Source organism: Streptomyces sannanensis, from assembly GCF_039536205.1.
In the GTDB taxonomy this organism is placed as follows: domain Bacteria; phylum Actinomycetota; class Actinomycetes; order Streptomycetales; family Streptomycetaceae; genus Streptomyces; species Streptomyces sannanensis.
Genome location: NZ_BAAAYL010000001.1, coordinates 4605249 through 4631484, shown reverse-complemented (window position 1 = coordinate 4631484; position 26236 = coordinate 4605249). Strand labels below are relative to the sequence as shown.

Sequence of the window (26236 nt, the reverse complement as noted above, 5' to 3'; positions counted from 1 at the left end):
GTCTTGCTGACGGGCAGTCTCATCAGCAGGTGACCGCCGGTGACTCCATGTACGAGGTGCCTCCAGCCATGACGACCACAGACATACTCAGGGACACGCTCGGTCCGCTCAGGGACCGCGAGCAGGTCGCGGAGCGCCTGCTCGCTTCCTCGGCCAGGCACTCCTTCGACCCCGACAAGGAGCTGGACTGGGACGCGCCCCTCGAGGAGGGCAAATGGTTCTGGCCGCCGGAGCTGATCTCGCTCTACGACACCCCGCTGTGGCGCGGGATGTCCGAGGAGCAGCGGATGGAGCTGGCCCGGCACGAGGCGGCCTCGCTGGCCTCGCTGGGCATCTGGTTCGAGATCATTCTGATGCAGCTGCTGGTGCGGCACATCTACGACAAGTCCGTGACCAGCAATCATGTGCGGTACGCGCTGACGGAGATAGCCGACGAGTGCCAGCACTCGATGATGTTCGCCAGGTTGATCACGAAGTCCGGGGCGCCGGCCTGTCCGGTGCCGAGGGTGTACCACAACCTCGCGCGGGTCCTGAAGACCGTCTCCACGACGCCCGGCTCCTTCGCGGCGACCCTGCTCGGCGAGGAAATCCTGGACTGGATGCAGCGGCTGACCTTCCCGGACGAGCGTGTCCAGTCCCTGGTCCGTGGCGTGACCCGCATCCATGTGGTCGAGGAGGCCCGTCATGTGCGGTACGCGCGTGAGGAGTTGCGGCGCCAGATGGTCACCGCGCCTCGCTGGGAGCGGGAGCTGACCCGGGTCAGCTGCGGCGAGGCGGCCCGCGTCTTCTCGGCCTGCTTCGTCAGCCCGCAGGTGTACACGAACGTCGGTCTGGACCGCCGCGAGGCCGTGACCCAGGTCAGGGCCAGCGGCCACCGCCGCGAGGTGATGCAGAGCGGAGCGAAGCGGCTCACGGACTTCCTCGACGACGTGGGCATCCTCCAGGGCATCGGCCGCCGCCTGTGGAAGAGCTCGGGCCTGCTCACCTGAACCACCCCCACCACAAGACGAAGCGGCTGACCTCCACGCGGCGGAGCCGCACATCGACACAACCTGGACGACGTGGGCATCCTCCAGGGCATCGGCCGCCGCCTGTGGAAGAGCTCCGGCCTGCTCACCTGAACCGCGCTCAGGGCTCCGGTTTCGGCTTCGGCTTGGTCCACGGCCACTTGCGCGGCTCACGGCCTTCCGGGACGTATACGTATCTCCAGCCGCGGGGCAGCCCCAGCCGCTTGGTGTGGCCCGCCGGTACGCGTTCGTAGGTGTACACGGTCGGCGGACCGCCCTTCTCGTCGGGCACCGGCACCTCGTACCACTTCGGTGGCTGGCCGGTCGGGCCGACGAGGACCTGGAGCTCGCGCCCGTCGAGGGGGCCGCCGACGAAGGGGGTGTTCTCGCTCTTCACGGCACCAGTCTCACAGCATGTCCCGCAGGCGCGCGGGGAGCCCGGGCGGGTTTGCCGCCAGGGGTGACCTCATTGCGCCGAATCGGCTATTCGCGGCAGCCCTCGACGTTTGCGGGGGTCACGATCCGTATCGGAGGTGACCCCATGTCAGCATGGTTTCTCGGCAGGGCGTGCACAGTGGTGGCGGCGGCCGCTGCCCTCGGGGCGACCACAGTGGCGGCCGCGCCTCCCGAGCGTTCCGTGAGCGCGCTGCTGACCGAGCTCCAGACGCTGTACCGGCAGGCCGAGACGGCCAGTGAGGCGTTCAACGCGACGGAGGAGCAACTCAAGAAGCAGCGAGCGGAGTCGGCACGCCTGAACGCCCGGCTCGCCGACGCGCGCCTCGCGCTGGCCGGCGGCCGTGCGGAGGCGGGGCGGCTGGCCCGGGAGCAGTACCAGGGCCACAGCACGCTGTCGCCGTATCTGCGGCTGCTGCTGGCGAAGGATCCGCAGACACTTCTGGACCAGGGCCACCTCATCCGGCGCGCGGCCGCCGGGCGGGCCGCGACGGTGGCCCGGCTGGACGGTGCGGAGCGGCGCGCCGAGGACCTGGCGGCCAGGGCGAAGGCGGCGCTCGACGTGCAGCAGGCATTGGCCGACCGGCAGAAGAAGGAGCGTGACACCGTTCAGTCGAAGCTGAAGCAGGTGGAGAAGCTGCTGACCTCGCTCACCGTCGGCCAACTCACGGAGCTGGCCCGGCTGGAGCAGGCCGCAGTCGACAAGGCCCAGCGTGAGCTGCTGGAATCCGGTGCGCTCACCCATACGCGCTCACCGTCGAAGGAGGGCGGGGCGGCGGTGGCGTACGCGGTGAGGCAGATCGGCAAGCCGTACAAGTGGGGAGCGGAGGGCCCGGGGTCCTTCGACTGCTCGGGGCTCACCCAGCAGGCCTGGGCGTCCGCGGGCCGGACGATCCCGCGGACCAGCCAGGAGCAGTGGCGGCGGCTGCCGAGGGTGCCGCTGACCGAGGTGCGTCCGGGAGATCTGGTGGTGTACTTCCCCCAGGCCACCCATGTGGCGGTCTATCTGGGCGGGGGGCTGGTGATCCAGGCACCGCGCCCCGGTACGCGGGTCAAGGTCTCGCCCGTCGCGGCGAATCCGCTGCTGGGCGCGGTCCGCCCGGACCCGGCCGGTGTGCCGCTGAAGTCGTACACCCCGCCCCGTCTCCCGGAGGGGGCCGAGGCGGGGTCCGACGCGGGTTACGGCTCCGCGACGGCGCCGCCCCCGTGAGCGGCGCCGGCCCGGGTCAGGCGGATGCGTCCACGAGGTACGCCGCCGCCTTCTCCGGGTCGTAGAAGTAGTTCTCGAAGTCGGTTCGCATGGGATCGCTTAGCTGATCAGAGACGTTCGAGCGCCGCCACGAAGGTCTCGACGAGCAGCACATGCCCGAAGCGCCTACGACCGCCGGTGACCGAGTACGGGCGCACCCTGGCGGGGCGGCGGTCGGCAGCGCGTACCGGAAGCCTGCGAACGGACGTGGCAGGCGTCACCGGGCGGCCTCCATCGTCTGTCGCAGCTCACTGCGCAGTTCAGGGGTGAGGACGTGGCCGGCACGGCCGACGAACAGCGCCATGTGGTAGGCGACGACACTCATGTCGACATCGGGGGCGGCATGGACGCCGAGCAGCGAGCCGTCGCTGATCGACATGACGAAGACACTGCCCTCGTCCATGGCGACCATCGTCTGCTTCATGTCTCCGCCGTTCATCAGACGGGCGGCGCCCACGGTGAGGCTGGCGATGCCCGACACGATGGTGGCCAGATCGGCGCCGGCTCCCCTCGGACCGTCCTGCCTGCCGACGCCGGTGACCGCGGTTCCCCGGGTCTCGGGGTCGGAGGAGAGCAGCAGCAGTCCGTCGGACGAGACAACGGCGACGGACAGCAGCCCTGGCACCTCCTCGACCAGGTTGGTCAGCAGCCAGTGCAGATTGCGGGCTTCACTGCTCAGTCCGAACGTTCCCGTCGCAGTCAACTGCGTGCCTCCTCGACTGTCTCCCCCGCCTCTTCTGCCGCCGTACGTGCTGCTGCTGCTTCGCTGATCTCGGTCTCGGCGTCGCGCCGGCCGTCCTTGGCTCCCTGGTGGAAGCCGCCGAGCTTGCGCCGCAGCGCTTCCGCGTCGACGCCGCCCCGGCGCATCTCGGGCGCGGGCCCGGCCTTCACGATGTTGGGCGTCCGCTTGGGCAGTCCCTTGTCGGTGACCTGCGGTGCCGGATCGGCTGCCTCGGACGCGGGCCGGCCGGCCTCGGGGGTTTCGGTCTCGGGCGCTTCGGCCTCGGGGGTTTCGGCCTCGGACGCTTCGGCCTCGGACGCTTCGGCCTCGGACTCGGGCGCGGGCCGGCCGGCCTCGGACTCGGGCGCTTCGGTCTCGGACTCCGCGGCGGCGACGGCCGCCTCCGCGGCCTCGATGACCACGTCAGTCTCCGGCAGACGCATCGTGAACGTCGGCTCGTCGACGAGAATCGTGTCCTCGCCGTCCGGGGTGCGCTCGTGCGTGTCCGGTTCCGCCGGCGCCGCAGGCATCCGGGGGGCCGGCAGGGTGTGGGAGTCGGCCTCCGCCACCGAGCCCGGGGTGCCCTGGGCCGGGACGGCCGGGGGCACGCTCGTCAGCATCGTCTCCGGGAGCACCGCCACCGCGGTGATGCCGGGGCTGTCGTCCTGTTCCCGCAGCTCGACGCGTACACCGAGCCGCTTGGCCAGCAGTGCGGCCACATGCAGCCCGAGGCCGCCGCCGTCCGTGCCCGGTTCACCCGGCTCGTACGACTCGGGGTCGGCGAGCCGGACGTTGAGCTCGGTACGGCGGCCCTCCGAGAGGCCGATGCCCTCGTCCTGGACGGACAGCATGACCTCACCGCTCTCCAGCAGCCGGCCGGAGAGCTTGACCTTGGCCTCGGGCGGCGAGAAGGAGGTGGCGTTCTCGAGCAGTTCGGCGACGAGATGGCTCAGGTCGTCCGCGGCGAAGCCGGCGATCCTGGCCTGCGGCGGCAGGGGCTGGATGTCGACCCGTTCGTACCGCTCGATCTCGCTGACCGCGGCGCGCAGTACATCGACCAGCGGGACGGGGCCGGCGGTCTGGTGGACATGCTCGGAACCGGCGAGGACCAGCAGGTTCTCGCTGTGCCGGCGGATGACCGTGGCCAGGTGGTCGAGCTTGAAGAGGGTGGCGAGCTGCTCCGAGTCCTGCTCGCGGTCCTCCAGGCCCTCGATGACGGCGAGCTGCCGCTCGACGAGGCCGAGGTTGCGCAGGGCGAGATTGACGAGGGTGCGCTCGACGCGGTGCCGGGCCGCCTCCAGCCGGGCGTCGAGCTCGGCCACCTGTTCCTGGAGCCCGGTGGCACGCTCCTGCAGTGCGGTGCGCTCGGCGAGCAGCTTCTCGCGGTCGGCGGCGAGCTTCTTGCGCCCGTCGATCTGGTGGCCGCGTTCATCGGCCAGCTTCCCGGCCCGGGCCTCGGCTTCCGCCAGCCGACTGTGCAGGGTGTTGATGGACCGTACGACCTGAGCGAATTCATCGTTGCGGCCGGTGAAGCGGACCGGCTCGGCCTCCGCCGCCGACGGGGCCGAGGCGAGCCGGGCCGCGCCGAGGCGCAACACGGCGAGCGGCCGGGTGAGCGTACGGGCCACGGCGGTGGAGGCACCGACGGCGATCAGCAGGCACAGACCGGCCAGGCCGACACGGATCTGAAGTGCGGTGAAATCGTCGTCGCGCAGCGCTTCGAGGCGTTCGACCTGGGCGGTGGCGAGGGATGCCTCGACGCCGCGCATCAGGTCGAGCCGCGCGGAGAGCGCCGAGCCGGCCTTCTCCCGGCTGGTCTTCAGGTCCTCGTCGGAGAGCTCCGGCCGGTCGGTGAGGCTCGCGAGATGGCGCTCGGCGGTGTTGACCTCGGGTCCGGAGACGGTGGCGGTGAACGATTCGCGGGCGGTGGGGCTCGCGGCCCGGGTGAAGTCGGCGAGCGCGGCGAGTTCGCCGACCCGGGCCTGCTGGGCGGCGGCACTGAGCGCGTCGCGGTCGCGGGCGGAGCCCTTGTCCTCGGCCTCGACCATCAGCCCGGTGACCGGGTCGTAGCTGGTGTGCGGCTCTTCGCGCGGCACGGCCAGTGCGGCGAGCAGCAGTCCGCGGGTGGCGGAGGCCTGTTCGACGGCGCGGCCGAGGGCGGCGGGGGCCCGGGTGGCCTCGGCGGCCCTGGGGGGCGTCTTCTCGGCGATCTCGTCGGCGACACTCTGGAGCTCGGCGATGACCTCGGAGTACGCCTTGTGGGCCGCCAGGGCGGAGCCCTTGCCGGTGACGGCGGTCCTGCGCACGTCGGGAACGGTGTCGAGCTTCCGGCCGAGGGCGGCGGGCGCGGTGGCCCGGATCTCGGCGATCTGCCGGTCGACGCGGGCGCTCAGCTCCCTGGGGAGCCCTTTCTCCCGCCCGGCGGCGATGTACGCGGTGACCTCGTCGCGTTCGTCGGCGAGGGAGTGGGCGAGGGTGACGGCCTGCTGGTCGAGTGCGGCAAGGTCGGCCAGCTGCGTCGACTCGGTCAGCTGGGCCGACGCGCCGATGACGGCGGGTGCCGCGGCGCCGGCGATCGCGAGGGCGACGACGGCCACCGAGACGACCAGCCTGCTGCGTACCCGGACCGTGCGTTCGGTGGGCGTGCCATCTTTGCCCCGAGGCCGCTTCTTCTGCACCGGTGCTCGCAATCTCACTCGCTTGACTCGCCCACCCAGGACGACGGGTGACGGCCGGTCACTCGGACCTTTGCAGTGGTTTCGGAAGGTAGGACGGGTTTCGACCCCTCCGCCACCTGAACGAGTGAACACGACTCGAGAGTTGACGAACAACTTCCCCGTGCCGCCGGAACGGGGGCTGGCGGTGAGCCGGTTGGACCTTCAGCACGCCCTTTGGAAGGATGTGCGCCCGCAGCTTCCCGGAGTCACGTATTCCGGTGAAAATCCGGCGCCCGGCCGCCTCCGCGTGCCGATCCTCACGCACCGTGCGGGGCCGTGAAGGCGTCGTGCAGACTGGCCGGATGCGGATCGAACTCGCCACGGCCCCCGGCGACCCCGAACGCCCCAATGAGGACTGGGCTTCCGTCGCGCTGCCCACAACAGGAGGGGGCGGGACACTGGTCGTACTCGACGGGGTGACTCCACCGGCCGGTGACGACGGTTGTGTACACGGCGTGCCGTGGTTCACCGCACGGCTCGGCGGAACACTGACCGAACTGTCCTGTTCACTACGGGATGTGACTCTGGTCGACATCCTCGCGAAGGCCATCCGGCGCACCGCCGACGCCCACCGGGACACCTGTGACCTTTCTCACATCCGCACTCCGCAGGCAACGGTGATCCTCGTCCGCTGGGGAGCGGACATCGTGGAGCATCTGGTGCTCTCGGACTCCACCCTGCTGCTGGAGTCACCGGACGGCACGGTACGGGCGGTGCTGGACGACCGACTGGACCGCATCCCCGACGAGGTGCGCCGCTCACTCGCCGCGACGGACGCGCTGCGCAACGCGGAGGGCGGCTTCTTCACGGCCGCCGCCGACCCCGCCGTGGCCGCCCGGGCGGTGACGGGCACGGTGGCCCGTACGCGGATACGGTCCCTGGCGGCGCTGACCGACGGGGCGAGCCGCTGGACGGACCTCTTCGCCGAGGGCGACTGGGTGGACTGCCTGGCCATGCTGCGCAAGGAGGGCCCGCAGGCACTCATCGACCGGGTGCGCGCCCTGGAGTCGGCGGACACCGGGCATGCGGTCCGCCGCTGGAAGACGCATGACGACGCGACAGCCGTCTACGTCGAGGTCTGAGCTCCCTCAGCCTTCCGCACGGGCGTTCAGCTGATGGAGCAGCCGGGCCAGTTCGGCGACCTCGGCCCGGTCCCAGTCGGCGAGCCGGCGTACGTACTGGTCCCGGCGCGCGTCCCGTACGCGGCGGAACCGCTCCAGGCCGCCGGGGGTGAGCCGGACGAGGAAGGCCCGCCCGTCGGCCGGATCGGGCTCGCGGTCGACCAGCCCCAGCTCCTCCAGGGCGCGCAACTGCCGGCTCATCGTCGCCTTGCCGACCCCGAAGTACCCGGCGAGGTCGGTGGCCCGCTGCGGGCCCGCCTCCTCCAGCCGCACCAGCAGCCCGTAGGCGGCGGACTCCAGCTCCGGGTGGACCTCGCGGGCCATTTCACCGGAGGAGGCCCTGGCGCGACGGAGGAAGACGGCGAGTTCCCGTTCCAGCGCGAGGAACTCCTGGAACTCCCGGCCCTCCCCCGAACTCTCGGCTCCTCCCGCACCGTCTCCGGCGCCGGAGTCGGTTCCGTTCATTTCAGTTCTCCTCGCGTGTTTCCGCCTGCCGGAACCAGTATTTCCCATCGACTGAAAGTTCTCGGCCGCACCCGGCCGTCACCGCAGCTCGCCGAAGAGTTCACAGGACAAGACCAAAGGTGCCGCCCCATCCCTCTTCCGTCGTCGGGTCTACGTGCGTAGCGTCTTCTGACATGTCCACACCATTACGTGTGGACGCGTCATCAGATCCCCGCATCGAGCCTTTCGGAGGCACGCATGCCCGTGTACAGATCCGGAACGGCCCGCCGCCCGCGTCTCGCGGTGGCCGGGATTCTCCTCTCCGCCCTCGCCCTCCTCCTGGCACTGCCCGGAACGGCGACCGCCGCCAAGAAGCCCGTACGCGGCGACGCGTACATGGGCATGGGTGTCATCGCCCACGACGGACAGCACGGCAAGCCCGGCGGCGGTACCGACGTCACCCAGACCGAGGGCGTCGACGTCAGCGGCCACCAGGGCAACGTCAACTGGTCGTCCCTGTGGACCGGCGGCGTCAAGTGGGCCTACGTCAAGGCGACGGAGGGCACGTACTTTACGAACCCGTACTTCGCGCAGCAGTACAACGGCTCCTACAACATCGGCATGATCCGCGGCGCGTACCACTTCGCCACCCCGGACACCACCAGCGGCGCCACCCAGGCCAACTACTTCGTGGACCACGGCGGCGGCTGGTCCCGCGACGGCAAGACACTGCCGGGCACACTGGACATCGAGTGGAACCCGTACGGCGCCGCCTGCTACGGCAAGACCCAGTCCGCGATGGTCACCTGGATCCGCGACTTCCTCAACCAGTACAAGGCCCGCACCGGGCGTGACGCGGTGATCTACACCGCCACCAGCTGGTGGAAGCAGTGCACCGGAAACTACGGCGGCTTCGCCGTGAACAACCCGCTGTGGATCGCCCGCTACGACACGGTCCCGGGCGAACTCCCGGCCGGCTGGGGCTACTACACGATGTGGCAGTACACATCGTCCGGCCCGGTCGTCGGCGACCGCGACAAGTTCAACGGAGCCTATGACCGCGTGCAGGCGCTCGCTCTCGGCTGAGGCTGCCACCGGCTCTGCTGGGGGTCCGGGGGTCACCCCCGGGAACTGCAGCAACGGAGCCTATGACCGCGTGCAGGCGCTCGCTCTCGGCTGAGGCTGCCACCGGCTCTGCTGGGGGTCCGGGGGTCACCCCCGGGAACTGCAGCAACGGAGCCTACGACCGCGTGCAGGCGCTCGCTCTCGGCTGAGGCTGCCACCGGCTCTGCTGGGGGTCCGGGGGTCACCCCCGGGAACTGCAGCAACGGAGCCTACGACCGCGTGCAGGCGCTCGCTCTCGGCTGAGGCTGCCACCGGCTCTGCTGGGGGTCCGGGGGTCACCCCCGGGAACTGCAGCAACGGAGCCTACGACCGCGTGCAGGCGCTGGCGCTGGGCTGACGGCCGGCACACACCGCCTCCGAGCACCGAACGGCCCTCCCCCGCTGCCGGGGGAGGGCCGCCCTTCGTCCCGGTGCGTCCGTCACGCCGCTGCCGGGACGCTCACCTCCGCCGGGGCCAGGGCGATCTCCAGGACCTGGCGGACGTCCGTCACCGGGTGGACCTCCAGCTTGTCGAGGACCTCGGCCGGGACGTCGTCCAGGTCGGCCTCGTTGCGCTTGGGGATCACCACGGTGGTGGTGCCCGCGCGGTGGGCGGCCAGCAGCTTCTGCTTCAGGCCGCCGATCGGCAGCACGCGCCCGGTCAGTGACACCTCGCCGGTCATCGCCACGTCCGTACGCACCAGACGACCGGAGAGCAGCGAGGCGAGCGCCGTGGTCATGGTGATGCCCGCGCTCGGGCCGTCCTTGGGCACCGCGCCCGCCGGGAAGTGGATGTGCACACCGCGGTCCTTCAGATCGGCGACGGGCAGCTCCAGTTCGGCGCCGTGCGAGCGCAGGAAGGAGAGCGCGATCTGCGCGGACTCCTTCATCACGTCACCGAGCTGGCCGGTGAGCGTGAGCCCCGCGGCGCCGGTCTCCGGGTCGGCCAGCGACGCCTCGACGAAGAGGACGTCGCCGCCCGCGCCGGTGACCGCGAGACCGGTGGCCACGCCGGGGACGGCGGTGCGGCGCTCGGCCGGGTCCTGGGCGGACTCGGGCACATGGTGGGGGCGTCCGATGAGGGCAGGCAGGTCGCCGTCCATGACGGTGAACGGCAGCTTCCGCTCGCCCAGTTCGTGCTTGGCCGCCACCTTGCGCAGCAGCCGGGCGATGGAGCGTTCCAGGTTCCGCACGCCCGCCTCGCGGGTGTACTCGCCGGCCAGCCGGCGCAGCGCGGACTCCTCGATGGTGACCTCGTCGCGCTCCAGTCCGGCCCGCTCCAGCTGGCGCGGGAGCAGGTGGTCGCGGGCGATGACGACCTTCTCGTCCTCGGTGTAGCCGTCGAGCCGGACCAGTTCCATCCGGTCGAGCAGCGCCTCCGGGATCGCTTCCAGCACATTGGCCGTGGCGAGGAAGACGACATCGCTCAGGTCGAGTTCGACCTCGAGGTAGTGGTCGCGGAAGGTGTGGTTCTGGGCGGGGTCGAGGACTTCGAGCAGGGCCGCGGCCGGGTCGCCACGGAAGTCGGAGCCGACCTTGTCGATCTCGTCGAGCAGGACGACCGGGTTCATCGAGCCGGCCTCCTTGACGGCACGGACGACACGTCCCGGGAGGGCGCCCACGTATGTACGCCGGTGGCCGCGGATCTCCGCCTCGTCGCGTACGCCGCCGAGCGCGACGCGGACGAACTTCCGCCCCATCGCGTGCGCCACGCTCTCGCCCAGCGAGGTCTTTCCGACGCCCGGCGGGCCGACGAGCGCCAGCACCGCACCTCCGCGCCGACCGCCGACCACGCCCAGCCCCCGGTCGGCGCGCCGCTTGCGCACCGCCAGGTACTCGGTGATGCGTTCCTTGACGTCCTCCAGTCCGGCGTGCTCGGCGTCGAGGATCTCCTTGGCGCCCTTGATGTCGTAGGCGTCCTCGGTGCGCTCGTTCCACGGCATCTCGAGGACGGTGTCCAGCCAGGTGCGGATCCAGCCGCCCTCGGGGCTCTGGTCGGAGGCGCGCTCCAGCTTGGCGACCTCCTTGAGGGCCGCCTCGCGGACCTTCTCGGGCAGGTCGGCGGCCTCCACACGGGCACGGTAGTCGCCGGGCTCGTCGTCCTCGGACTCGCCGTTGAGCTCGCGCAGCTCCTTGCGTACGGCATCGAGCTGACGGCGCAGCAGGAACTCGCGCTGCTGCTTGTCGACGCCTTCCTGGACGTCCTTGGCGATGGACTCGGCGACGTCCTGCTCGGCGAGGTGTTCGCGCAGCCACTGGATGGCGAGCCTGAGCCGCGCCACGGGGTCGGTCGTCTCCAGCAGTTCGACCTTCTGGGCGGTCGTCAGGAACGGCGAGTAACCGGAATTGTCGGCGAGGGCGGACACGTCGTCGATCTGCTGGACGCGGTCCACGACCTGCCAGGCACCGCGTTTGCGCAGCCAGCCGGTGGCCAGTGCCTTGTATTCCTTGACCAGTTCGGCCACCGCTGCGGGGTTGGGGCCTCCCCTGCTCGAACGAAGCCGAGAGCTTGGGGAAGGTTCGGGGACCGGCTCCTCGATCCTGGTCCCCTCCACCCACAGCGCCGCCCCGGGACCGGTCGTACCGGCACCGATCCGCACCCGGCCGCGACCGCGGATGAGCACGCCGGGATCCCCGTCCGCGAGCCGCCCGACCTGCTCGATGGTGCCCAGCGTTCCGATGCCGGCGTACGCCCCGTCGATGCGCGGCACGAGCAGCACCTGCGGTTTGCCTCCGGTGGAGCGTGCCACTGCCTGTGCCGCCTCCACCGCTGCCCGTACATCGGTGTCGGACAGGTCCAACGGCACCACCATCCCGGGGAGCACGACCTCGTCGTCGAGCGGCAGCACGGGCAGGGTGAGCGGTGTGGACGTCGAAGCCATGATCTCCCCTTCGGCAGTCAAGTTGAGCTACATCGACTCAATGTCGAGCGGGCTGCGAATGTTCCCGAGGGATCCGGAGTTCGCTGTCGGCGATCAGTCGTGCGCGACAGGCCCGGCCGGGGCCGCGGTCCTTCGACGCACCTTCTGCTCACCCGTCCGGGGGGACCGGGCGTACGACGCCGTGGACCGAACGCCGTGAGGCCGGCGACAGAGATGGCGTGAGACTGCTGCGCCCCGGAGGGGGAGACCAGGACGACGACGCAGCGCTGCTGCGTGCCGTCGCCAAGGGCGACGCGAGGGCACTCGGCGTGCTCTACGACCGGCACGCCGGATGGCTGCACGCCCGGCCGGCACGGCGGTGCGACGACCCCGAGACCGTGCGGGAAGTCCTCCAGGACACCTACGGCGGTGGCGGTGTACGTCACCGGGGCGGCGCTCCACGCGTGGCGGGGGCGCGCGCCGAGACCCGCTGGCGTGCGGGCAGCCCCGACCCGGGCGCGAAGCCGGACGCCCCGCGGGAGCTGCGCCGCGTCCAGCGGGCCGCATCCATCGCTACGTGGAAAAGGACGCGCCACGCGGGTGGTCCGCCGGTAGAAAGGGAGCATGCCCCTGCACAGCGACACCGCGGCCCCCCTCACCCTCGACCGGCGTCAAGGCCCGTACGGAGAGGTCGTCCTGCGACGACGGGGGCCGCACTTCGAGATCATCGCCAACGGCTGTTTCCTGATGGACACCTCGGACGGCCGCTCGGAGCGCCTGCTGGTCGACGCGGCGCTGGACGCCCTGCCCGCGGACCGCGAGGAGCCCTCCGTCCTCATCGGGGGTCTCGGGGTCGGCTTTTCGCTCGCACACGCCGCCGCGCAGCCCCGCTGGGGGCGGATCACGGTCGTCGAGCGCGAGCGGGCCGTCATCGAATGGCACCGCGAGGGTCCGCTGTCGGCCGTCTCGGGCGAGGCGCTCGCGGACCCGCGGTGCGAGATCCTTCACACCGATCTCGTCGAGTACGTCCACACCACGTCTGTTACGGACCGCTACGACGCACTCTGTCTGGACATCGACAACGGCCCCGACTGGACGGTGACGGACGGCAACCGGAGCCTCTACGGAAGAGCTGGTCTGACGGCCTGCCGGGACCGGCTGCGCCCGGGCGGAGTGCTCGCCGTCTGGTCGGCGCAGCCTTCCGCCGGCTTCGAGGAAGCACTGCGGAATGCCGGGTTCGAGAAGGTACGCACCGAAGAGATCAGGGTTGCCCGGGGTGTCCCCGACGTGGTCCACCTGGGTGTCAACCCTGCGTAGCCGTAAGTCCGCCGGTGCCTCTAGTGTGGCTCCCCGACAACGGGATCCCCACGGTCCCGGAAGCGATGACAGGGGCGGGCCATGGAGCACACACAGACCAGCCACAACGGAGTCGCGCCGACACCCGGCGCCCAGCGACGGGTGCTGGTGGTCGAGGACGACTCGACGATCGTCGACGCCATCGCGACCCGGCTGCGTGTCGAGGGCTTCCAGGTGCAAACGGCCATGGACGGCCCGGCGGCAGTGGAAACGGCCGAGGCCTGGCAGCCCGATCTGATGGTCCTCGATGTGATGCTGCCGGGCTTCGACGGCCTGGAGGTCTGCCGCCGGGTGCAGGCGCGGCGCCCGGTTCCGGTGCTGATGCTCACCGCCCGCGACGACGAGACCGACATGCTGGTCGGCCTCGGCGTCGGCGCGGACGACTACATGACCAAGCCGTTCTCCATGCGCGAGCTGGCCGCCCGGGTGCACGTCCTGCTGCGCCGGGTGGAGCGGGCCACCATGGCTGCGGCCGCACCCCGCACCGGGAACCTGCGCCTGGGCGACCTGGAGATCGACCACGCACAGCGCCGGGTGCGGGTGCGCGGCGAGGACGTGCACCTCACGCCGACCGAGTTCGACCTGCTGACCTGTCTGGCGAACACCCCCCGCGCGGTGCTCTCGCGCGAACAGCTGCTGGCCGAGGTGTGGGACTGGGCGGACGCCTCCGGTACCCGGACGGTCGACAGCCACATCAAGGCACTGCGCCGCAAGATCGGCGCGGAGCGCATCCGTACGGTCCACGGCGTCGGCTATGCCCTGGAGACCCCGGCGCCATGACGCCGCCCCGGTCCGGACTGCGGCCCTTCTCGATCAAGACCAAGCTCGGCACACTCGTCGTCGTCTCCGTCTTCATCACCACCGGGCTGCTCATGGTGGCGCTGCGCACCGAGACCGAACTGCGTTTCATCACCGTCTTCTCGGTGATCGCCACGCTGCTGATCACCCAGTTCGTGGCGCACGGCCTGACCGCGCCGCTGGACGAGATGAACACGGTCGCCAAAGCCATATCGCACGGCGACTACACCCGGCGGGTCAGTGGCGCCGGACGCCGCGACGAGCTGGGCGACCTGGCCTTCACGATCAACCGGATGGCCGACGACCTGGAGGACGTGGACCGCAATCGCAAGGAACTGGTCGCCAACGTCTCCCACGAGCTGCGCACCCCGATCGCCGCACTGCGGGCCGTACTGGAGAACGTGGTGGACGGGGTCTCGGACGCCGACCCCGAGACGATGCGGACCGCACTGAAGCAGACGGAGCGGCTCAGCCGGCTCGTCGAGACGCTGCTGGACCTGTCCCGGCTGGACAACGGTGTCGTATCGCTGAAGGCACGACGCTTCGAGGTGTGGCCCTATCTCTCGGGCGTACTGAAGGAGGCCAATCTGGCCGCCGCGCAGCGCGGGCTGACCTCCGGCTCGGGCCATCACACCCGCACGGACGTCCATCTGCATCTGGACGTCTCTCCGCCCGAGCTCACCGCGCACGCGGATGTGGAGCGCCTGCACCAGGTGGTCGCCAATCTCATCGACAACGCGATCAACCACAGCCCGCCGCACGGCCGGGTCACGGTACGGGCCAGGCGCGGCCCGCATCCGGAGTCACTGGACCTGCAGGTCATGGACGAGGGCCCGGGAATCCCGGAGTCGGAGTGGCACCGGGTCTTCGAGCGGTTCAACCGGGGCTGCGCGTCCACCCCGCACGGCCCGGGCAACGACGGCGGCACCGGGCTGGGGCTCGCCATCGCGCGCTGGGCGGTCGATCTGCACGGCGGAAACATCGGCGTGGCCGAATCGGCTCGGGGCTGCCGGATCCAGGTCACTCTTCCGGGAGTCGGCCGGCAGCAGAATTGACGTAGGGTTCGAATCAGAAGGGCACGCGCCGCGCGCTCCGGACGGAAGGCTGTGGCCAAGGAGGCGGAACAACAGGGCCGCAGCCGCGATGTCGCGTACCCACATCGGGCATGACCCCGTTTGTTTCCCGCCATAATGCGCGCCGAAACCCGGGATTCGATGTGACTTACGCGACGATGGCCACGCCCGGCCTGCACGTTCAGGCCCGGGGGGCGTAGCCTTAATCTCCGCTGTCCATCACCTTGTGAAGCGGAAGAGGGCGGTTAGCGCCGTGTCGTCTCAGTCCCCCAGTAACTCGAGCATCTCGACCGGCCCGGACGGACAGGGCACGAACCCTGCCACGGCCTTCGGTCCCAATGAGTGGCTCGTCGACGAGATCTACCAGCAGTACCTCCAGGACCCGAATTCGGTCGATCGTGCCTGGTGGGACTTCTTCGCCGACTACAAGCCGGGCACCACCGGCACGGCCGAAGCCCCCAAGGCCGGTACCGCAGCCACGGGGGCTGCGGGCACCATCACTCCGCCCGCGCAGGCGGCCCCGCCCGCGGCGCCGCAAGCCGCGGCCAAGCCGGCGCCCGCCCCGGCTGCTCCCGCCCAGGTACCCGCACCCGCCGCCAGGCCCGCCTCCGCACCCGCCGCTCCCGCACAGACGGCCGGCGCGAAGGCCGCTCCGGCGAAGGCCGCCGCGAAGCCCGCGGCCGAGGCCCCCGAGGGCCCGGAGTACCTCACCCTGCGTGGCCCCTCCGCGGCCGTCGCCAAGAACATGAACGCCTCGCTGGAGCTGCCCACGGCCACGTCCGTGCGTGCCGTCCCGGTGAAGCTGCTGTTCGACAACCGCATCGTCATCAACAACCACCTCAAGCGGGCCCGGGGCGGGAAGATCTCCTTCACCCACCTCATCGGCTACGCGATGGTGCAGGCCATCAAGGCCATGCCGGCGATGAACAACTCCTTCGCGGAGAAGGACGGCAAGCCCACCCTGGTCAAGCCGCCGCACGTGAACCTGGGCCTCGCCATCGACCTGGTGAAGCCGAGCGGTGAGCGCCAGCTGGTCGTCGCGGCCATCAAGAAGGCCGAGACCCTGAACTTCTTCGAGTTCTGGCAGGCCTACGAGGACATCGTCCGCCGCGCCCGCGCGAACAAGCTGACGATGGACGACTTCACCGGTGTCACCGTCTCGCTGACCAACCCGGGCGGCATCGGCACCGTCCACTCCGTGCCGCGTCTGATGCCCGGGCAGTCGGTCATCATGGGCGTCGGCGCCATGGAGTACCCCGCCGAGTTCCAGGGCACCTCCCAGGACACCCTGAACAAGCTGGGCATCTCCAAGGTCATGACGCTGACCTCGACGTACGACCACCGGGTCATCCAGGGCGCCGCCTCCGGCGAGTTCCTGCGGATCGTCTCCCACCTTCTCCTCGGCGAGAACGGCTTCTACGACGACGTCTTCGAGTCGCTGCGCATCCCCTACGAGCCGGTGCGCTGGTTCCGGGACATCGACACCTCGCACGACGACGACGTCACCAAGGCCGCCCGTGTCTTCGAGCTGATCCACTCCTACCGGGTCCGCGGCCATGTCATGGCCGACACCGACCCGCTGGAGTACCGCCAGCGCAAGCACCCCGACCTCGACATCACCGAGCACGGCCTCACCCTGTGGGACCTGGAGCGCGAGTTCGCCGTCGGCGGCTTCGCCGGCAAGACGATGATGAAGCTGCGCGACATCCTCGGCGTGCTGCGCGACTCGTACTGCCGCACCACCGGCATCGAGTTCATGCACATCCAGGACCCCAAGCAGCGCAAGTGGATCCAGGACCGGGTGGAGCGCGCGCACTCCAAGCCGGAGCGTGACGAGCAGCTGCGCATCCTGCGCCGTCTGAACGCCGCCGAGGCCTTCGAGACCTTCCTGCAGACGAAGTACGTCGGCCAGAAGCGCTTCTCGCTGGAGGGCGGCGAGTCCGTCATCCCGCTGCTCGACGCGGTCATCGACTCGGCGGCCGAGGCCCGCCTGGACGAGGTCGTCATCGGCATGGCCCACCGTGGCCGCCTCAACGTCCTCGCCAACATCGTCGGCAAGTCGTACGCGCAGATCTTCCGCGAGTTCGAGGGCAACCTCGACCCGAAGTCGATGCACGGCTCCGGCGACGTGAAGTACCACCTGGGCGCCGAGGGCACCTTCACCGGCCTGGACGGCGAGCAGATCGCGGTCTCGCTGGTCGCCAACCCCTCCCACCTGGAGGCCGTCGACCCGGTCCTGGAGGGTGTCGCCCGCGCCAAGCAGGACGTCATCGGCAAGGCCGGCACGGACTTCACCGTCCTGCCCGTCGCCCTGCACGGCGACGCGGCCTTCGCCGGCCAGGGTGTCGTCGCCGAGACGCTGAACATGTCGCAGCTGCGCGGCTACCGCACCGGCGGCACCGTGCACATCGTGATCAACAACCAGGTCGGCTTCACCGCCGCCCCGGCGTCGTCGCGCTCCTCCATGTACGCCACCGACGTGGCCCGCATGATCGAGGCGCCGATCTTCCACGTCAACGGTGACGACCCGGAGGCCGTGGTCCGCGTCGCGCGGCTCGCCTTCGAGTTCCGCCAGGCGTTCAACAAGGACGTCGTCATCGACCTCATCTGCTACCGCCGCCGCGGTCACAACGAGGCCGACAACCCGTCCTTCACCCAGCCGCTGATGTACGACCTGATCGACAAGAAGCGCTCGGTGCGCAAGCTCTACACCGAGTCCCTCATCGGTCGCGGCGACATCACCCTGGAAGAGGCCGAGCAGGCCCTGCAGGACTACCAGGGCCAGCTGGAGAAGGTCTTCACGGAGGTCCGCGAGGCCACCGCCGAGGCCCCCTCCGAGCTGCCGGTCCCGACCGCCCCGCAGGACGGCTTCCCGGTGGCCGTCCCCACGGCGATCTCCCAGGAGACCGTCAAGCGGATCGCGCAGTCCCAGGTCAACGTCCCGGACCACATCACCGTCCACCCGCGTCTGCTGCCGCAGCTGCAGCGCCGCGCCGCGATGATCGACGACGGCACGATCGACTGGGCGATGGGCGAGACCCTGGCCTTCGGCTCGCTGCTGCTCGAGGGCACCCCGGTGCGCCTGTCCGGCCAGGACTCCCGCCGCGGCACCTTCGGCCAGCGCCACGCGGTGCTGGTGGACCGGGAGACCGGCGAGGACTACACCCCGCTGCTCTACCTGTCGGACGAACAGGCCCGCTACAACGTCTACGACTCGCTGCTCAGCGAGTACGCGGCGATGGGCTTCGAGTACGGCTACTCCCTGGCCCGTCCGGAATCGCTCGTCCTGTGGGAGGCCCAGTTCGGCGACTTCGTCAACGGCGCCCAGACCGTCGTCGACGAGTTCATCTCCTCGGCCGAGCAGAAGTGGGGCCAGACCTCCGGCGTCACCCTGCTCCTGCCGCACGGCTACGAAGGCCAGGGCCCGGACCACTCGTCCGCCCGCCCGGAGCGCTTCCTCCAGCTGTGCGCGCAGAACAACATGACGGTCGCCATGCCGACCCTGCCGTCGAACTACTTCCACCTCCTGCGCTGGCAGGTGCACAACCCGCACCACAAGCCGCTGGTCGTCTTCACCCCGAAGTCGATGCTGCGTCTGAAGGCGGCGGCGTCGAAGGCGGAGGAGTTCACGAGCGGCCAGTTCCGTCCGGTCATCGGCGACGAGCACGTCGACCCGAACGCGGTCCGCAAGCTCGTCTTCTGCGCCGGCAAGGTCTACTACGACCTGGAGGCCGAGCGTCAGAAGCGGGGCATCACGGACACCGCGATCATCCGCCTCGAGCGCCTGTACCCGCTGCCGGGTGCGGAGCTCCAGGCCGAGATCGCCAAGTACCCGAACGCCGCGAAGTACATCTGGGCCCAGGAGGAGCCGGCGAACCAGGGTGCCTGGCCGTTCATCGCGCTCAACCTGATCGACCACCTCGACCTGGCGGTCGGCGCCGACCTCCCGCCGGCCGAGCGCCTGCGCCGCATCTCGCGCCCGCACGGCTCGTCCCCGGCGGTCGGCTCCGCCAAGCGCCACCAGGCCGAGCAGGCCCAGCTGGTCAACGAGGTCTTCGAGGCCTGAGCCACTGCCTGACCGGCGCTCGTACGAACCAGAGGGCCCGGCCCCGCGATCACCGCGGGCCGGGCCCTCCGGCGTTGTGCGTGCTATGCGTTCTCTTCGGGGCCGGGGCTCTCCTCCTCGTCCGGCTTCTGCCGCGACGCCGCGGAAAGCCGGATCACCACGCTCCCACTGCTCAGATCTATCGGCCCCCGCCCGGGATCGGCGTCGCCGGCCTCCTCGAGGACGAGTTCCTGGCGGCGGCGCTCCTCTTCGGTATGGCGCCGGCTCGGAGCGAAGAGCTGGTCGAAGGCGCCGAACATCGCGTACCCCCTGGGACGGACTGGTGAACTGACGGCGAACGCCCTTGCCGGACGACTGTCCGGCAAGGGCGTTCGGCCCTGCAACCCTACGCCTCTGGCTCGGGCGGAGCGACGGTCACACCGCTGATGGGTGTGCCCTCCGGCAGATCGCGGATCTGGAGGGCGATCTGGGTGGACAGTTCGAAGTACACCCTGCGAGCGGTGAGCTCCATATTCGCGACCGAGTCCTCGCCGCCCAGCGACAGCGGCACCTTGTAGCCGACCACCTGGTCGAACCCGAGCAGTCCCGATCCGGGGTCGGTGGCCCGCCACTCCTCGAAATAGGGGAAGGCGAGCGCGTCCTCGTCCTCGTCGGCGACCGCCACGAAGAACTCGTCCAGGCTCAGGTCGGTACGCAGGTACTCACCCTCGGCCGGATCGACGGCGATCACGTACCGGGGCCGCCGGCCCGGCTCACGGATGTCGAACAGCAGCTCGCGGCCCATCCAGTCGAACGCAAAGGGGAAGTAGCGCCCCTCCAGCCCTTCGATCATCCTGGCGCATGCCGCGTACGACTCATGAGCCGAGTCCGGCGTGTGGAACCGGAGAAAGCCGTTCGCGAGGGTCCTCCCCGCCATCCTCTCGAAGACACCCGCCAGCGGTTCGGGCACATCACGCCCGCCGCTGCCCGGCTCGGGGGTTCCCGTCTCCGGAAAGCGGTGAAGGAGGACCTCAAGCGACATTCTTCTCTCCTGCTCGATTCTGACGGACCACGCTGCCGCTGCCGACGCTATGCAAGGACGACCCGCTTGTCCGCGTGCCGGAAGCAGCCGAGGATCATCTCCATGTAGGAGGCCGAGTCGCCCTCGTAGTGCACCCGCCGTGCGAGGTGCTCCCGGGCGATCACGGAGTCGTTCCACCGTTCGTTCCCGGGCCCCGGCCTCAGCGCCTTTCTACTTGCCTCGCAGACCAGCCAAGTAGGCGTTGAGCCGCTGCTTGTCGGTCTCGATCCGCTCCAGGACGGCCTCGGCCGATTCGCGGCGTCGGGTGCCCAATTCCCGGTAGATCGGCCACAGTCCGCTGCGCGCACTGTCCCGGCACCGGTCGCCCAGATCGCTGTTGCCCCGGGCCGCCTCCTCCTCGTCGGCCTCGCCCGCGACGATCTGGTAGATCAACTCCATGACCAGGTCACGGGCATCCACCGAGAGATCGTCGAGAAGTGCGGCCAGCAGCACCGAGAGCGTCGGCAGGGCCGCGCTGTACAACTGCCCCTGCACGACCACGACGTTCTCGAGCTCCCAGTAGGCGCCCATGGCCTCATCCTCGGTCCCTGCTGCCAGCAGGCGCCGCAAAGCCCCCGGAACGTTCTCGGACCGATCACCCAGCGTGTGGAAGTCGCTCCACCCGATACGCGAAATCTCGATCTCCGCCAGGCTCTCGCTCACCTGGCACCTCCCTTGCCCTTCGTCGCTGCGACCATTTGCCACCCGGACCATAGGTGACGTCCGGCGGGAACTGGTTCTTCCCGTACCGCGCTTGGCATTTCACGCAGACGGGAATCTCGACCCACATCTTGGCCCGCCATCCGAACGCCCTGGTGAAGACCACCGCTCGCGGGCCCCGGCCCACCTGGCGCTCCACATCCCGCTCGGCACACCCGTCCGGATTGGACGAACAGCCGGCGGCCTTGGTGTTGCGGACGTAGCTGGTGGTGGTACACATCCGCTTGCCACCGGGCGTCGTCTCGTCCACCTCGTCCGGCAGGCCGTAGCGGTCGTACTTGGTCGTCTCCGTCCGGGTCCGCCAGGACTCGTCCTTGACCTGCTCACGCGTCCTGACGGTCTTCGGACACGTCACCCACGCCTCGAGAGCCGGGGTGCCCGTGCGAGCGCGCGAGGCGGTCTTCACCGACCACGGGGTGGTCGGGGCGGCCGGGCGTGCTCAGCAGACCGGGGCGGGGTGCGACGCGCTATCCCAACATTCGATCCTCATCGAACCCGAGTTCCTCTTCAATCTCCAGTTCGACAGCGGCGTGCCATCGGACAGCGTCGGGCCATGGCGAGGCTGTCATGCGGCGAATGCGCTCGAGTGCCTCTGGCGTGCCAATCTCGCCCAGAGAGGAGATCACCTTCTGGCACAGCCAGTACGCCGGCGCATCCTTGCTTGCCGAACGTTCCGCTACGCGAAACAGGCAGGCCACTGCGTCTGCCGCCTGGATCTCACCCAAAATATCCACGAGATCTTCTTCGTTGGATCCCTGCACATCTGAATCAAAGATCTCTTGAAGAACTCCACCAAGGCCCACCACCCGCAGAGGAGCGGCCAAGTTGGCGAACCTCCCAACCCTGGCCCAGTTTCCCATGTGAGCGGCTTCGCGAATCCAGGAAACAATGGAGCCAGCGACCTCGGGATACTGGGCCGCAATGGACCTGGCATCTTGTTCCGCGAGGAACCCGTTCACAAGTGATTCCACTAGATCGACCTGAGAGTTTTCGTCTTTCGGGAAATTCACCGGTCGCCCATCCTTCCAAATCGGGCTATTCTCTAATTGATGCGCAGCGTTCAACTTCGAAGACCCGGAATACTGCGGGTCCCGCCTCCCACAGGAGGCGGGACCCGGATGCCGTCCTTGCCTCCCTGATCCGGGCCTGCCGAGCGTGACGACCTCGGCACCGGACGGCTGGCTCAAAGGGCATTCGGACAGTTCCCATACCCGACGCCGCCATTACACGTGAGGCTCCGCCTCCAGCGCCAGGCCATCGACACCCTCGGCAACGCCCTCGGCCCGACCGACGACGACCCCGACAACCCACCCACCGCAGCAGTCGTCCGCTGACGTTGCCGTCACCGTTGCCGTCAAACGCCTCTGGGGCCCATCGCATAGCGGTGGGCCCCAGAGGCGTTTGACTCAGAATGAAAGCCGCAGACTCTGCGACTCCAAGCACCCCGTGCGGCGAATCGCGGGCCCATCAAGAATTGGCGTGCGCCTCAACCCATGCGCGCTCAGTCGTGTTCCCACGCGACCTTTACGCACCTCACCTCTAGTCGCTCCCGGAGCTTAGCCAAGTGCCGACTCGATCCAAAACATCCAAGTCACCTTCAAAGGAGACCACCACAATCCACGCTCGATCCCCTGCGAGGAAGTAGTGATGCTCCGGCACCTCAAGAAGTGCAGCCGTGACCGAAGCGGCCTCACCCCCAGTAAAACGCACGCCGTAGGGCGAAAGCCCGTCTCCCACATGCTCAACTGCAGAGCCTGGCCTGATTCGTGCACAGATTTCCCTGGATGCACTCGCTGCGAGCAGCTGCTCATCATCGATTCTCCAATGCTTGTGCCTCCCACCCACGCGACGCCAATCGATCTTCCCTCCCGTGAAAGGGAAATGGAGCTCCAGCCAATCAAATACATCTGACGCGTTTGTTTTCCTCAGGGCAGCTAGAGGCGGCACGGAAAATACCTCTTCTTCCCAATAATCACCAGACAAACCATTCCTCCATCAACCGCATCCGTGCAGACCCTGAAGTTTCGTCACGGTCGTCTCAGTGGCATTGAACTGGAAGTGCGGACCCTTCTCCTTGCCTGCCCACACGTTGATGTGAGCCCCACTTCGATCATCGAATTCGATCCGGAATCCCATCTTTCCGTTAGCCGTCACGGCTGCTCTGGTTCGCACCGGGCCGCCATCGCGGACCAGATCAGCAAGCCGCCGGCCTCTGCGTGGAGGGGTCGACCGCAGGTCCGCCCCGCGCATCGGGTTCCCCGGTACTGCGAGGTGAGGTGATCGGGCCGGTCCGCCCGTACCTGGTCGCGCACGAGCGCCGGGAGCAACGGCGCCGACGGGCACGGCGACGCATGGTGCGGCTGGCCGTGCACAGCATCGACATCGATGCCCAGCTGGTCAACGCAATGGAGCTACGGGCATGGTGAACCCGGGCCTCGACGGTCCAGTGCCCTCGGATCAGTCGGGCGAGCTGAGCCGGGCTGGCCTGCTCGGCGGTGAGGCTGGTGACCGCGTAGACGGTCTTGAGGCTGATCTTCCCGGTCTTGCGGTGGACGCGGCGGCGGACGATCTGGACGGCCTGGCGGGCGCCGGGGAAGAGCAAGTTGTTGACCGTGCACACCTTCAGCCGGCGGATCTCCTGGCGGCCGTGACCGGTCGCACAGGTCCTGTCCTGCAGTGGGATCTGCGTCCAGGGAAGGGACTTGAGCTGCCGACGGAGCTTCTTCGTGTTGCGCTTGGCGATCACGATGTAGTGGGCCTGCCGGTCGAGCAGGTAGACGGCGTGGTCATGCTGGGTGTGCATCGCGTGGCTGGTGACGACTGTGCCGGCCAGATCCTCGAGGGTGTCGAGCAGAGGCCGGAAGCGGGTGATCTCGTTGGTCTTCTCACCGACATCCATCTGGGCCAGGACCAGTGCGTTCACGTGGTCGCAGGCGGCCAGGAGGTGAATCTTCCGTCCCTTCGCGCGGGCCGCACCCCGCAGCGACCCCCCGTCGACCGCGAGCCCTCGCAGCCCTTGTCCCCTGGTCTGCCGGTCCGCGAGCCAGGCTCCGACCGCCCGGTCCAGGGCGTCCGCGTCAATTCTGGCGAGCAGTCGCCGGATCGTGGATTCCGCGGGCCAGGACCGTTTCGGGACCAGCGGGTCGACGGCGCCGAGCCGTTCGAGCAGGGCCGGCGGTGCGTCGGCCACCCATTCACTCACCGCGAGCAGGGATCGCGCTCCGGCGAGGACCGCGCGGGCCGTCAGTGCCATGAGCGTCACGAGAGGGTGCCGTACTCCCCGCGGATCCCGCGGGTCCGGGACCTGCGCGAGGCGTTCCAGCAGATCCGGAAGATCGCTCCCGGACACTTTTGGATGCGGTCTGAGCTGTTCAAAGGCAGGGGAGATCAGAGATGACGCGTCGGCAGGCACGGGCAGTCCAAGGTCACAGAGCGTAGAGAAATCCATGATCGCGGACGTCCGTGCCTGCTGTGTACCGAACCCCGCCCAACATGACGAGACGTCAGCAACTGGGCGTCATCCGACTACGCCGAAGTCCTGACCGAAGAGGGCGCGGTAGTACGCGACTTCCGGTTCGCGCTCCATGCAGATGTTGCCGGTGAGGGTCTCCGTTGTTGCGTTGTCGGACCATCCGGTTGGTTTCCGCTGCACTCTTCGAGATGCACGACGAATGGATCGCCTTACCTCGCCACCACCTCCCCGAAGGCGATATGGGTGATATCTACCGTAAGCTCTCTTTTGGTTCCTCCGCGCTACCCAACGCACCGAAATGCAACCGCCAGTTGATCCCCAACACCATGACGAGGGACACTACCTGGCGGATGCGTGTTCCCGACCGAGTGGCACTCGCTTCGGTATCCTCCCGTGCAGGTCGTCGGAGGCCATTTACCCAAAGATTACTGGGCAGTTGACCTCAGGGTTTCGTGGTAGCGTCCTTGTTCGGAGGGACAGTGCAACCTGAAAGGGAAATCGTGAACACGGAGAAGATCGCCGCTCGCCGCCTCTCACTGGAAGAGGTGACGAAGCTCGGCGTGAAGGACAGGCTCTTCGTTTCCGCCGAAACGGCAGAACTCAAGCTTCCCGACTGCTATGTCCCTGCTTTTCTGACCAAGTCCGGTGAGGATTTCGAGGGCGGCTCGATCACGGCGAGAACCGTATTCCAGGAAGAGGTCTCCTGCCTTCCCGACGACGAAAATGAAGCCGGAATCTACTTGGCCGACGAGAACGGCTCGGTGACCATCGAGGTCCTCCAGTCCGCCGGTGTCGTGCTGGACCTGGCACTTTTCGTCCCTGGTGGGGACAAGGGGGCCCTCACGGCCCTTTACGCTGCGGCCCGGCAGGCGTTCGGCGCCGACATCGTGCAGATCTGGCGCCAGAGCCTCAAGGAGGTTCCCGACGTGAAGGTCGACATCTTCGAGGAGCAGATTCCCCGGGGGCGCAAGGGGAGCGACAGCCCCAAGCGTGACCGTCGCGCGATCGACACCTACCCCACCCGTGCAGACTTCATCGAGTTCTCCGCGGGGTGGAAGCCGGTCGTTGAGATTCACAGGCCGATTGTTGACGACACCCCGACCATCTGAGGCGGCGTTAACTCTCGGTCTCGGCCTGAGAGAACGCCGAGAACGCATGCCGATATCAAATCTGTCGACGCGCCCGGTGTAGTTGCTCCCGAAATTCAGAGGATCTTTCGGCCCGCGTACATTACGCCCTCCTGCATTGTGGACGAGGACCGGCGTAGCCCCCGCCAGCACATGGTACGTGTGCTAGGCAGCGCCCCTCTACCTGCTTTTTCGCAGGTCAACGCCGTTCGGTGAGTCCGTGGAAGTCCGCTGGTGTACGCCATTGACGGATCCGGTTGCCGTCAGCGTTGCCGTCAGACGGCAACTACTGGCGAGAGAGTCCGGCCGGATCGATTGCAACAGGGAACGGGGCATCCAGGTGGGTGGTCGCATCCGCGAGTGCGGTGGTCCGCTCCACGTACTGGCCGCCGTCCAGTTCGTGGCTGCCCCGGGTCGCGATGTGGCCGACGCCGGCGCGTTCGAGCGCCTTGGCGATCTCGGTGCCGACCAGGCCGTGGGGGACGGCGGGGCTCATGCGACGCGGACTTCCACCGGCGCGGTGATCACGTCGGCGACGCCTTCGGGGGCGGGGGCGTCCTCGAAGTACAGCTCCAGCGCCTCGCGGAGGTTGGCCAGGGCCTCTTCGATGCTCTCCCCCTGGCTGGTGACCTCCACCTGGAGACAGCGGGCCACGTACTACTCATCCTCACGGATGACCGCGGCGGTCAGATGCAGTGCGTGCGTCATAGATGAAAGTCTGGCATGCCGGGTGGCGGCGTCAGAGGTTTTCCGGCCGCGGACCGCCGCACGTGGTGAGCCCCTCGCGACGCGCGGTCGGGGACGACTCCCCGCCGGAGGCGACGCCGGCCGCCGCCCTCGACCAGCCCGGCGACGGGCGTGAGGGGCGGCCCCCTGGCCGGCCCTGT

The 26236-nt window shown here is 69.1% G+C and carries 22 protein-coding genes and 2 pseudogenes; 10 read left to right on the top strand and 14 right to left on the bottom strand.

The features are described 5' to 3' along the window. Positions 1–68 precede the first annotated feature (68 nt). Positions 69–989: an AurF N-oxygenase family protein gene (locus tag ABD858_RS21930; RefSeq protein WP_345040239.1), complete on the top strand. Its 921-nt coding sequence runs from the start codon at positions 69–71 to the stop codon at positions 987–989. Between the two features lie 139 nt (positions 990–1128). Here the strand turns inward: ABD858_RS21930 and ABD858_RS21925 are convergent, their stop codons facing one another. Next, positions 1129–1404: a hypothetical protein gene (locus ABD858_RS21925; protein ID WP_345040237.1), complete on the bottom strand. Its 276-nt coding sequence runs from the start codon at positions 1402–1404 to the stop codon at positions 1129–1131. 144 nt (positions 1405–1548) lie between these two features. Here ABD858_RS21925 and ABD858_RS21920 point away from each other — a divergent pair, with 144 nt between their 5' ends. Next, positions 1549–2670 (top strand): C40 family peptidase, encoded by a 1122-nt coding sequence (locus ABD858_RS21920; RefSeq protein WP_345040234.1) that lies wholly within the window; start codon positions 1549–1551, stop codon positions 2668–2670. A 116-nt stretch (positions 2671–2786) separates the two neighbouring features. On the opposite strand, the pseudogene ABD858_RS21915 reads toward ABD858_RS21920, so the two are convergent. The 3 genes and pseudogenes from ABD858_RS21915 to ABD858_RS21905 all read right to left on the bottom strand — a co-directional run. Next, positions 2787–2930, bottom strand: a pseudogene (locus ABD858_RS21915) (DUF742 domain-containing protein); the annotation flags it as partial. Continuing rightward, complete coding sequence (locus ABD858_RS21910) at positions 2927–3412, bottom strand: roadblock/LC7 domain-containing protein (RefSeq protein WP_345040232.1); 486 nt, start codon at positions 3410–3412, stop codon at positions 2927–2929. The gene ABD858_RS21910 and the pseudogene ABD858_RS21915, both read right to left, overlap by 4 nt. After that, positions 3409–6108, bottom strand: a complete 2700-nt coding sequence (locus ABD858_RS21905; RefSeq protein WP_345040230.1) for a sensor histidine kinase — start codon at positions 6106–6108, stop codon at positions 3409–3411. Before ABD858_RS21905 ends, ABD858_RS21910 begins: the two co-directional genes overlap by 4 nt. Positions 6109–6449: 341 nt before the next feature. Between ABD858_RS21905 and ABD858_RS21900 the strand changes: the two genes are divergently transcribed. Next, positions 6450–7229 (top strand): protein phosphatase 2C domain-containing protein, encoded by a 780-nt coding sequence (locus tag ABD858_RS21900; RefSeq protein WP_345040227.1) that lies wholly within the window; start codon positions 6450–6452, stop codon positions 7227–7229. 6 nt (positions 7230–7235) lie between these two features. Here ABD858_RS21900 and ABD858_RS21895 read toward each other — a convergent pair whose 3' ends face one another. Beyond that, positions 7236–7733: a MarR family winged helix-turn-helix transcriptional regulator gene (locus tag ABD858_RS21895; protein ID WP_345040225.1), complete on the bottom strand. Its 498-nt coding sequence runs from the start codon at positions 7731–7733 to the stop codon at positions 7236–7238. Between the two features lie 237 nt (positions 7734–7970). Here ABD858_RS21895 and ABD858_RS21890 point away from each other — a divergent pair, with 237 nt between their 5' ends. Further along, positions 7971–8798 carry a lysozyme gene (locus ABD858_RS21890; protein ID WP_345040224.1) on the top strand — a complete coding sequence of 276 codons (828 nt, stop codon included), beginning with the start codon at positions 7971–7973 and terminating at the stop codon, positions 8796–8798. Between the two features lie 458 nt (positions 8799–9256). Here the strand turns inward: ABD858_RS21890 and lon are convergent, their stop codons facing one another. Continuing rightward, positions 9257–11698, bottom strand: a complete 2442-nt coding sequence (lon, locus tag ABD858_RS21885; protein WP_345040222.1) for an endopeptidase La — start codon at positions 11696–11698, stop codon at positions 9257–9259. Between the two features lie 603 nt (positions 11699–12301). On the opposite strand from lon, the gene ABD858_RS21880 reads away from it, so the two are divergent. The 4 genes from ABD858_RS21880 (at position 12302) to ABD858_RS21865 (ending at position 18970) form a co-directional block, all read left to right on the top strand. Beyond that, on the top strand, positions 12302–12994 hold the full coding sequence (locus ABD858_RS21880; protein WP_345040221.1) for a spermidine synthase family protein: 693 nt from the start codon (positions 12302–12304) through the stop codon (positions 12992–12994). A gap of 81 nt (positions 12995–13075) precedes the next feature. Continuing rightward, positions 13076–13813: a response regulator transcription factor gene (locus tag ABD858_RS21875; protein WP_345040219.1), complete on the top strand. Its 738-nt coding sequence runs from the start codon at positions 13076–13078 to the stop codon at positions 13811–13813. After that, positions 13810–14886: a HAMP domain-containing sensor histidine kinase gene (locus ABD858_RS21870; protein ID WP_345040217.1), complete on the top strand. Its 1077-nt coding sequence runs from the start codon at positions 13810–13812 to the stop codon at positions 14884–14886. The genes ABD858_RS21875 and ABD858_RS21870 overlap by 4 nt, the downstream gene beginning before the upstream one ends. Before the next feature lie 271 nt (positions 14887–15157). After that, complete coding sequence (locus ABD858_RS21865; RefSeq protein WP_345040215.1) at positions 15158–18970, top strand: multifunctional oxoglutarate decarboxylase/oxoglutarate dehydrogenase thiamine pyrophosphate-binding subunit/dihydrolipoyllysine-residue succinyltransferase subunit; 3813 nt, start codon at positions 15158–15160, stop codon at positions 18968–18970. An 83-nt stretch (positions 18971–19053) separates the two neighbouring features. Here ABD858_RS21865 and ABD858_RS21860 read toward each other — a convergent pair whose 3' ends face one another. From ABD858_RS21860 to ABD858_RS21845, 4 genes are all read right to left on the bottom strand, one after another. Beyond that, positions 19054–19269, bottom strand: a complete 216-nt coding sequence (locus ABD858_RS21860) for a DUF6191 domain-containing protein (protein WP_345040212.1) — start codon at positions 19267–19269, stop codon at positions 19054–19056. 86 nt (positions 19270–19355) lie between these two features. After that, positions 19356–19991 (bottom strand): T6SS immunity protein Tdi1 domain-containing protein, encoded by a 636-nt coding sequence (locus ABD858_RS21855; RefSeq protein WP_345040210.1) that lies wholly within the window; start codon positions 19989–19991, stop codon positions 19356–19358. A 210-nt stretch (positions 19992–20201) separates the two neighbouring features. Further along, on the bottom strand, positions 20202–20693 hold the full coding sequence (locus ABD858_RS21850) for a hypothetical protein (protein WP_345040208.1): 492 nt from the start codon (positions 20691–20693) through the stop codon (positions 20202–20204). Positions 20694–21217: 524 nt separating this feature from the next. Further along, positions 21218–21760: a HEAT repeat domain-containing protein gene (locus tag ABD858_RS21845; protein WP_345040205.1), complete on the bottom strand. Its 543-nt coding sequence runs from the start codon at positions 21758–21760 to the stop codon at positions 21218–21220. A 216-nt stretch (positions 21761–21976) separates the two neighbouring features. On the opposite strand from ABD858_RS21845, the pseudogene ABD858_RS37160 reads away from it, so the two are divergent. Further along, positions 21977–22084: pseudogene (locus ABD858_RS37160) on the top strand (tyrosine-type recombinase/integrase); the annotation flags it as partial. Positions 22085–22944: 860 nt separating this feature from the next. Here ABD858_RS37160 and ABD858_RS21840 read toward each other — a convergent pair. Both ABD858_RS21840 and ABD858_RS21835 read right to left on the bottom strand, forming a co-directional pair. Next, complete coding sequence (locus tag ABD858_RS21840) at positions 22945–24198, bottom strand: ISAs1 family transposase (RefSeq protein WP_345040203.1); 1254 nt, start codon at positions 24196–24198, stop codon at positions 22945–22947. A gap of 69 nt (positions 24199–24267) precedes the next feature. Beyond that, entirely contained in the window at positions 24268–24402 is a 135-nt protein-coding gene (locus ABD858_RS21835) for a hypothetical protein (RefSeq protein WP_345040201.1), read from the bottom strand. A 320-nt stretch (positions 24403–24722) separates the two neighbouring features. Between ABD858_RS21835 and ABD858_RS21830 the strand changes: the two genes are divergently transcribed. Then, on the top strand, positions 24723–25331 hold the full coding sequence (locus ABD858_RS21830) for a hypothetical protein (RefSeq protein WP_345040199.1): 609 nt from the start codon (positions 24723–24725) through the stop codon (positions 25329–25331). Positions 25332–25635: 304 nt separating this feature from the next. Here the strand turns inward: ABD858_RS21830 and ABD858_RS21825 are convergent, their stop codons facing one another. Both ABD858_RS21825 and ABD858_RS21820 read right to left on the bottom strand, forming a co-directional pair. Beyond that, positions 25636–25845, bottom strand: coding sequence for a hypothetical protein (locus ABD858_RS21825; protein WP_345040197.1), 210 nt, complete (start codon positions 25843–25845; stop codon positions 25636–25638). Next, on the bottom strand, positions 25842–26003 hold the full coding sequence (locus ABD858_RS21820; RefSeq protein ID WP_345040195.1) for a type II toxin-antitoxin system HicB family antitoxin: 162 nt from the start codon (positions 26001–26003) through the stop codon (positions 25842–25844). Before ABD858_RS21820 ends, ABD858_RS21825 begins: the two co-directional genes overlap by 4 nt. Positions 26004–26236 lie beyond the last annotated feature (233 nt).

What these genes read in the sequence shown, in the direction of transcription:
- ABD858_RS21840 (WP_345040203.1), bottom strand. Translation starts at nt 24,198, where the DNA reads ATGGATTTCTCTACGCTCTGTGACCTTGGACTGCCCGTGCCTGCCGAC.
- ABD858_RS21825 (WP_345040197.1), bottom strand. Translation starts at nt 25,845, where the DNA reads ATGAGCCCCGCCGTCCCCCACGGCCTGGTCGGCACCGAGATCGCCAAG.
- ABD858_RS21875 (WP_345040219.1), top strand. Translation starts at nt 13,076, where the DNA reads ATGGAGCACACACAGACCAGCCACAACGGAGTCGCGCCGACACCCGGC.
- ABD858_RS21890 (WP_345040224.1), top strand. Translation starts at nt 7,971, where the DNA reads ATGCCCGTGTACAGATCCGGAACGGCCCGCCGCCCGCGTCTCGCGGTG.
- ABD858_RS21860 (WP_345040212.1), bottom strand. Translation starts at nt 19,269, where the DNA reads ATGTTCGGCGCCTTCGACCAGCTCTTCGCTCCGAGCCGGCGCCATACC.
- ABD858_RS21855 (WP_345040210.1), bottom strand. Translation starts at nt 19,991, where the DNA reads ATGTCGCTTGAGGTCCTCCTTCACCGCTTTCCGGAGACGGGAACCCCC.
- ABD858_RS21895 (WP_345040225.1), bottom strand. Translation starts at nt 7,733, where the DNA reads ATGAACGGAACCGACTCCGGCGCCGGAGACGGTGCGGGAGGAGCCGAG.
- ABD858_RS21900 (WP_345040227.1), top strand. Translation starts at nt 6,450, where the DNA reads ATGCGGATCGAACTCGCCACGGCCCCCGGCGACCCCGAACGCCCCAAT.
- ABD858_RS21880 (WP_345040221.1), top strand. Translation starts at nt 12,302, where the DNA reads ATGCCCCTGCACAGCGACACCGCGGCCCCCCTCACCCTCGACCGGCGT.
- ABD858_RS21930 (WP_345040239.1), top strand. Translation starts at nt 69, where the DNA reads ATGACGACCACAGACATACTCAGGGACACGCTCGGTCCGCTCAGGGAC.
- ABD858_RS21870 (WP_345040217.1), top strand. Translation starts at nt 13,810, where the DNA reads ATGACGCCGCCCCGGTCCGGACTGCGGCCCTTCTCGATCAAGACCAAG.
- ABD858_RS21920 (WP_345040234.1), top strand. Translation starts at nt 1,549, where the DNA reads ATGTCAGCATGGTTTCTCGGCAGGGCGTGCACAGTGGTGGCGGCGGCC.
- lon (WP_345040222.1), bottom strand. Translation starts at nt 11,698, where the DNA reads ATGGCTTCGACGTCCACACCGCTCACCCTGCCCGTGCTGCCGCTCGAC.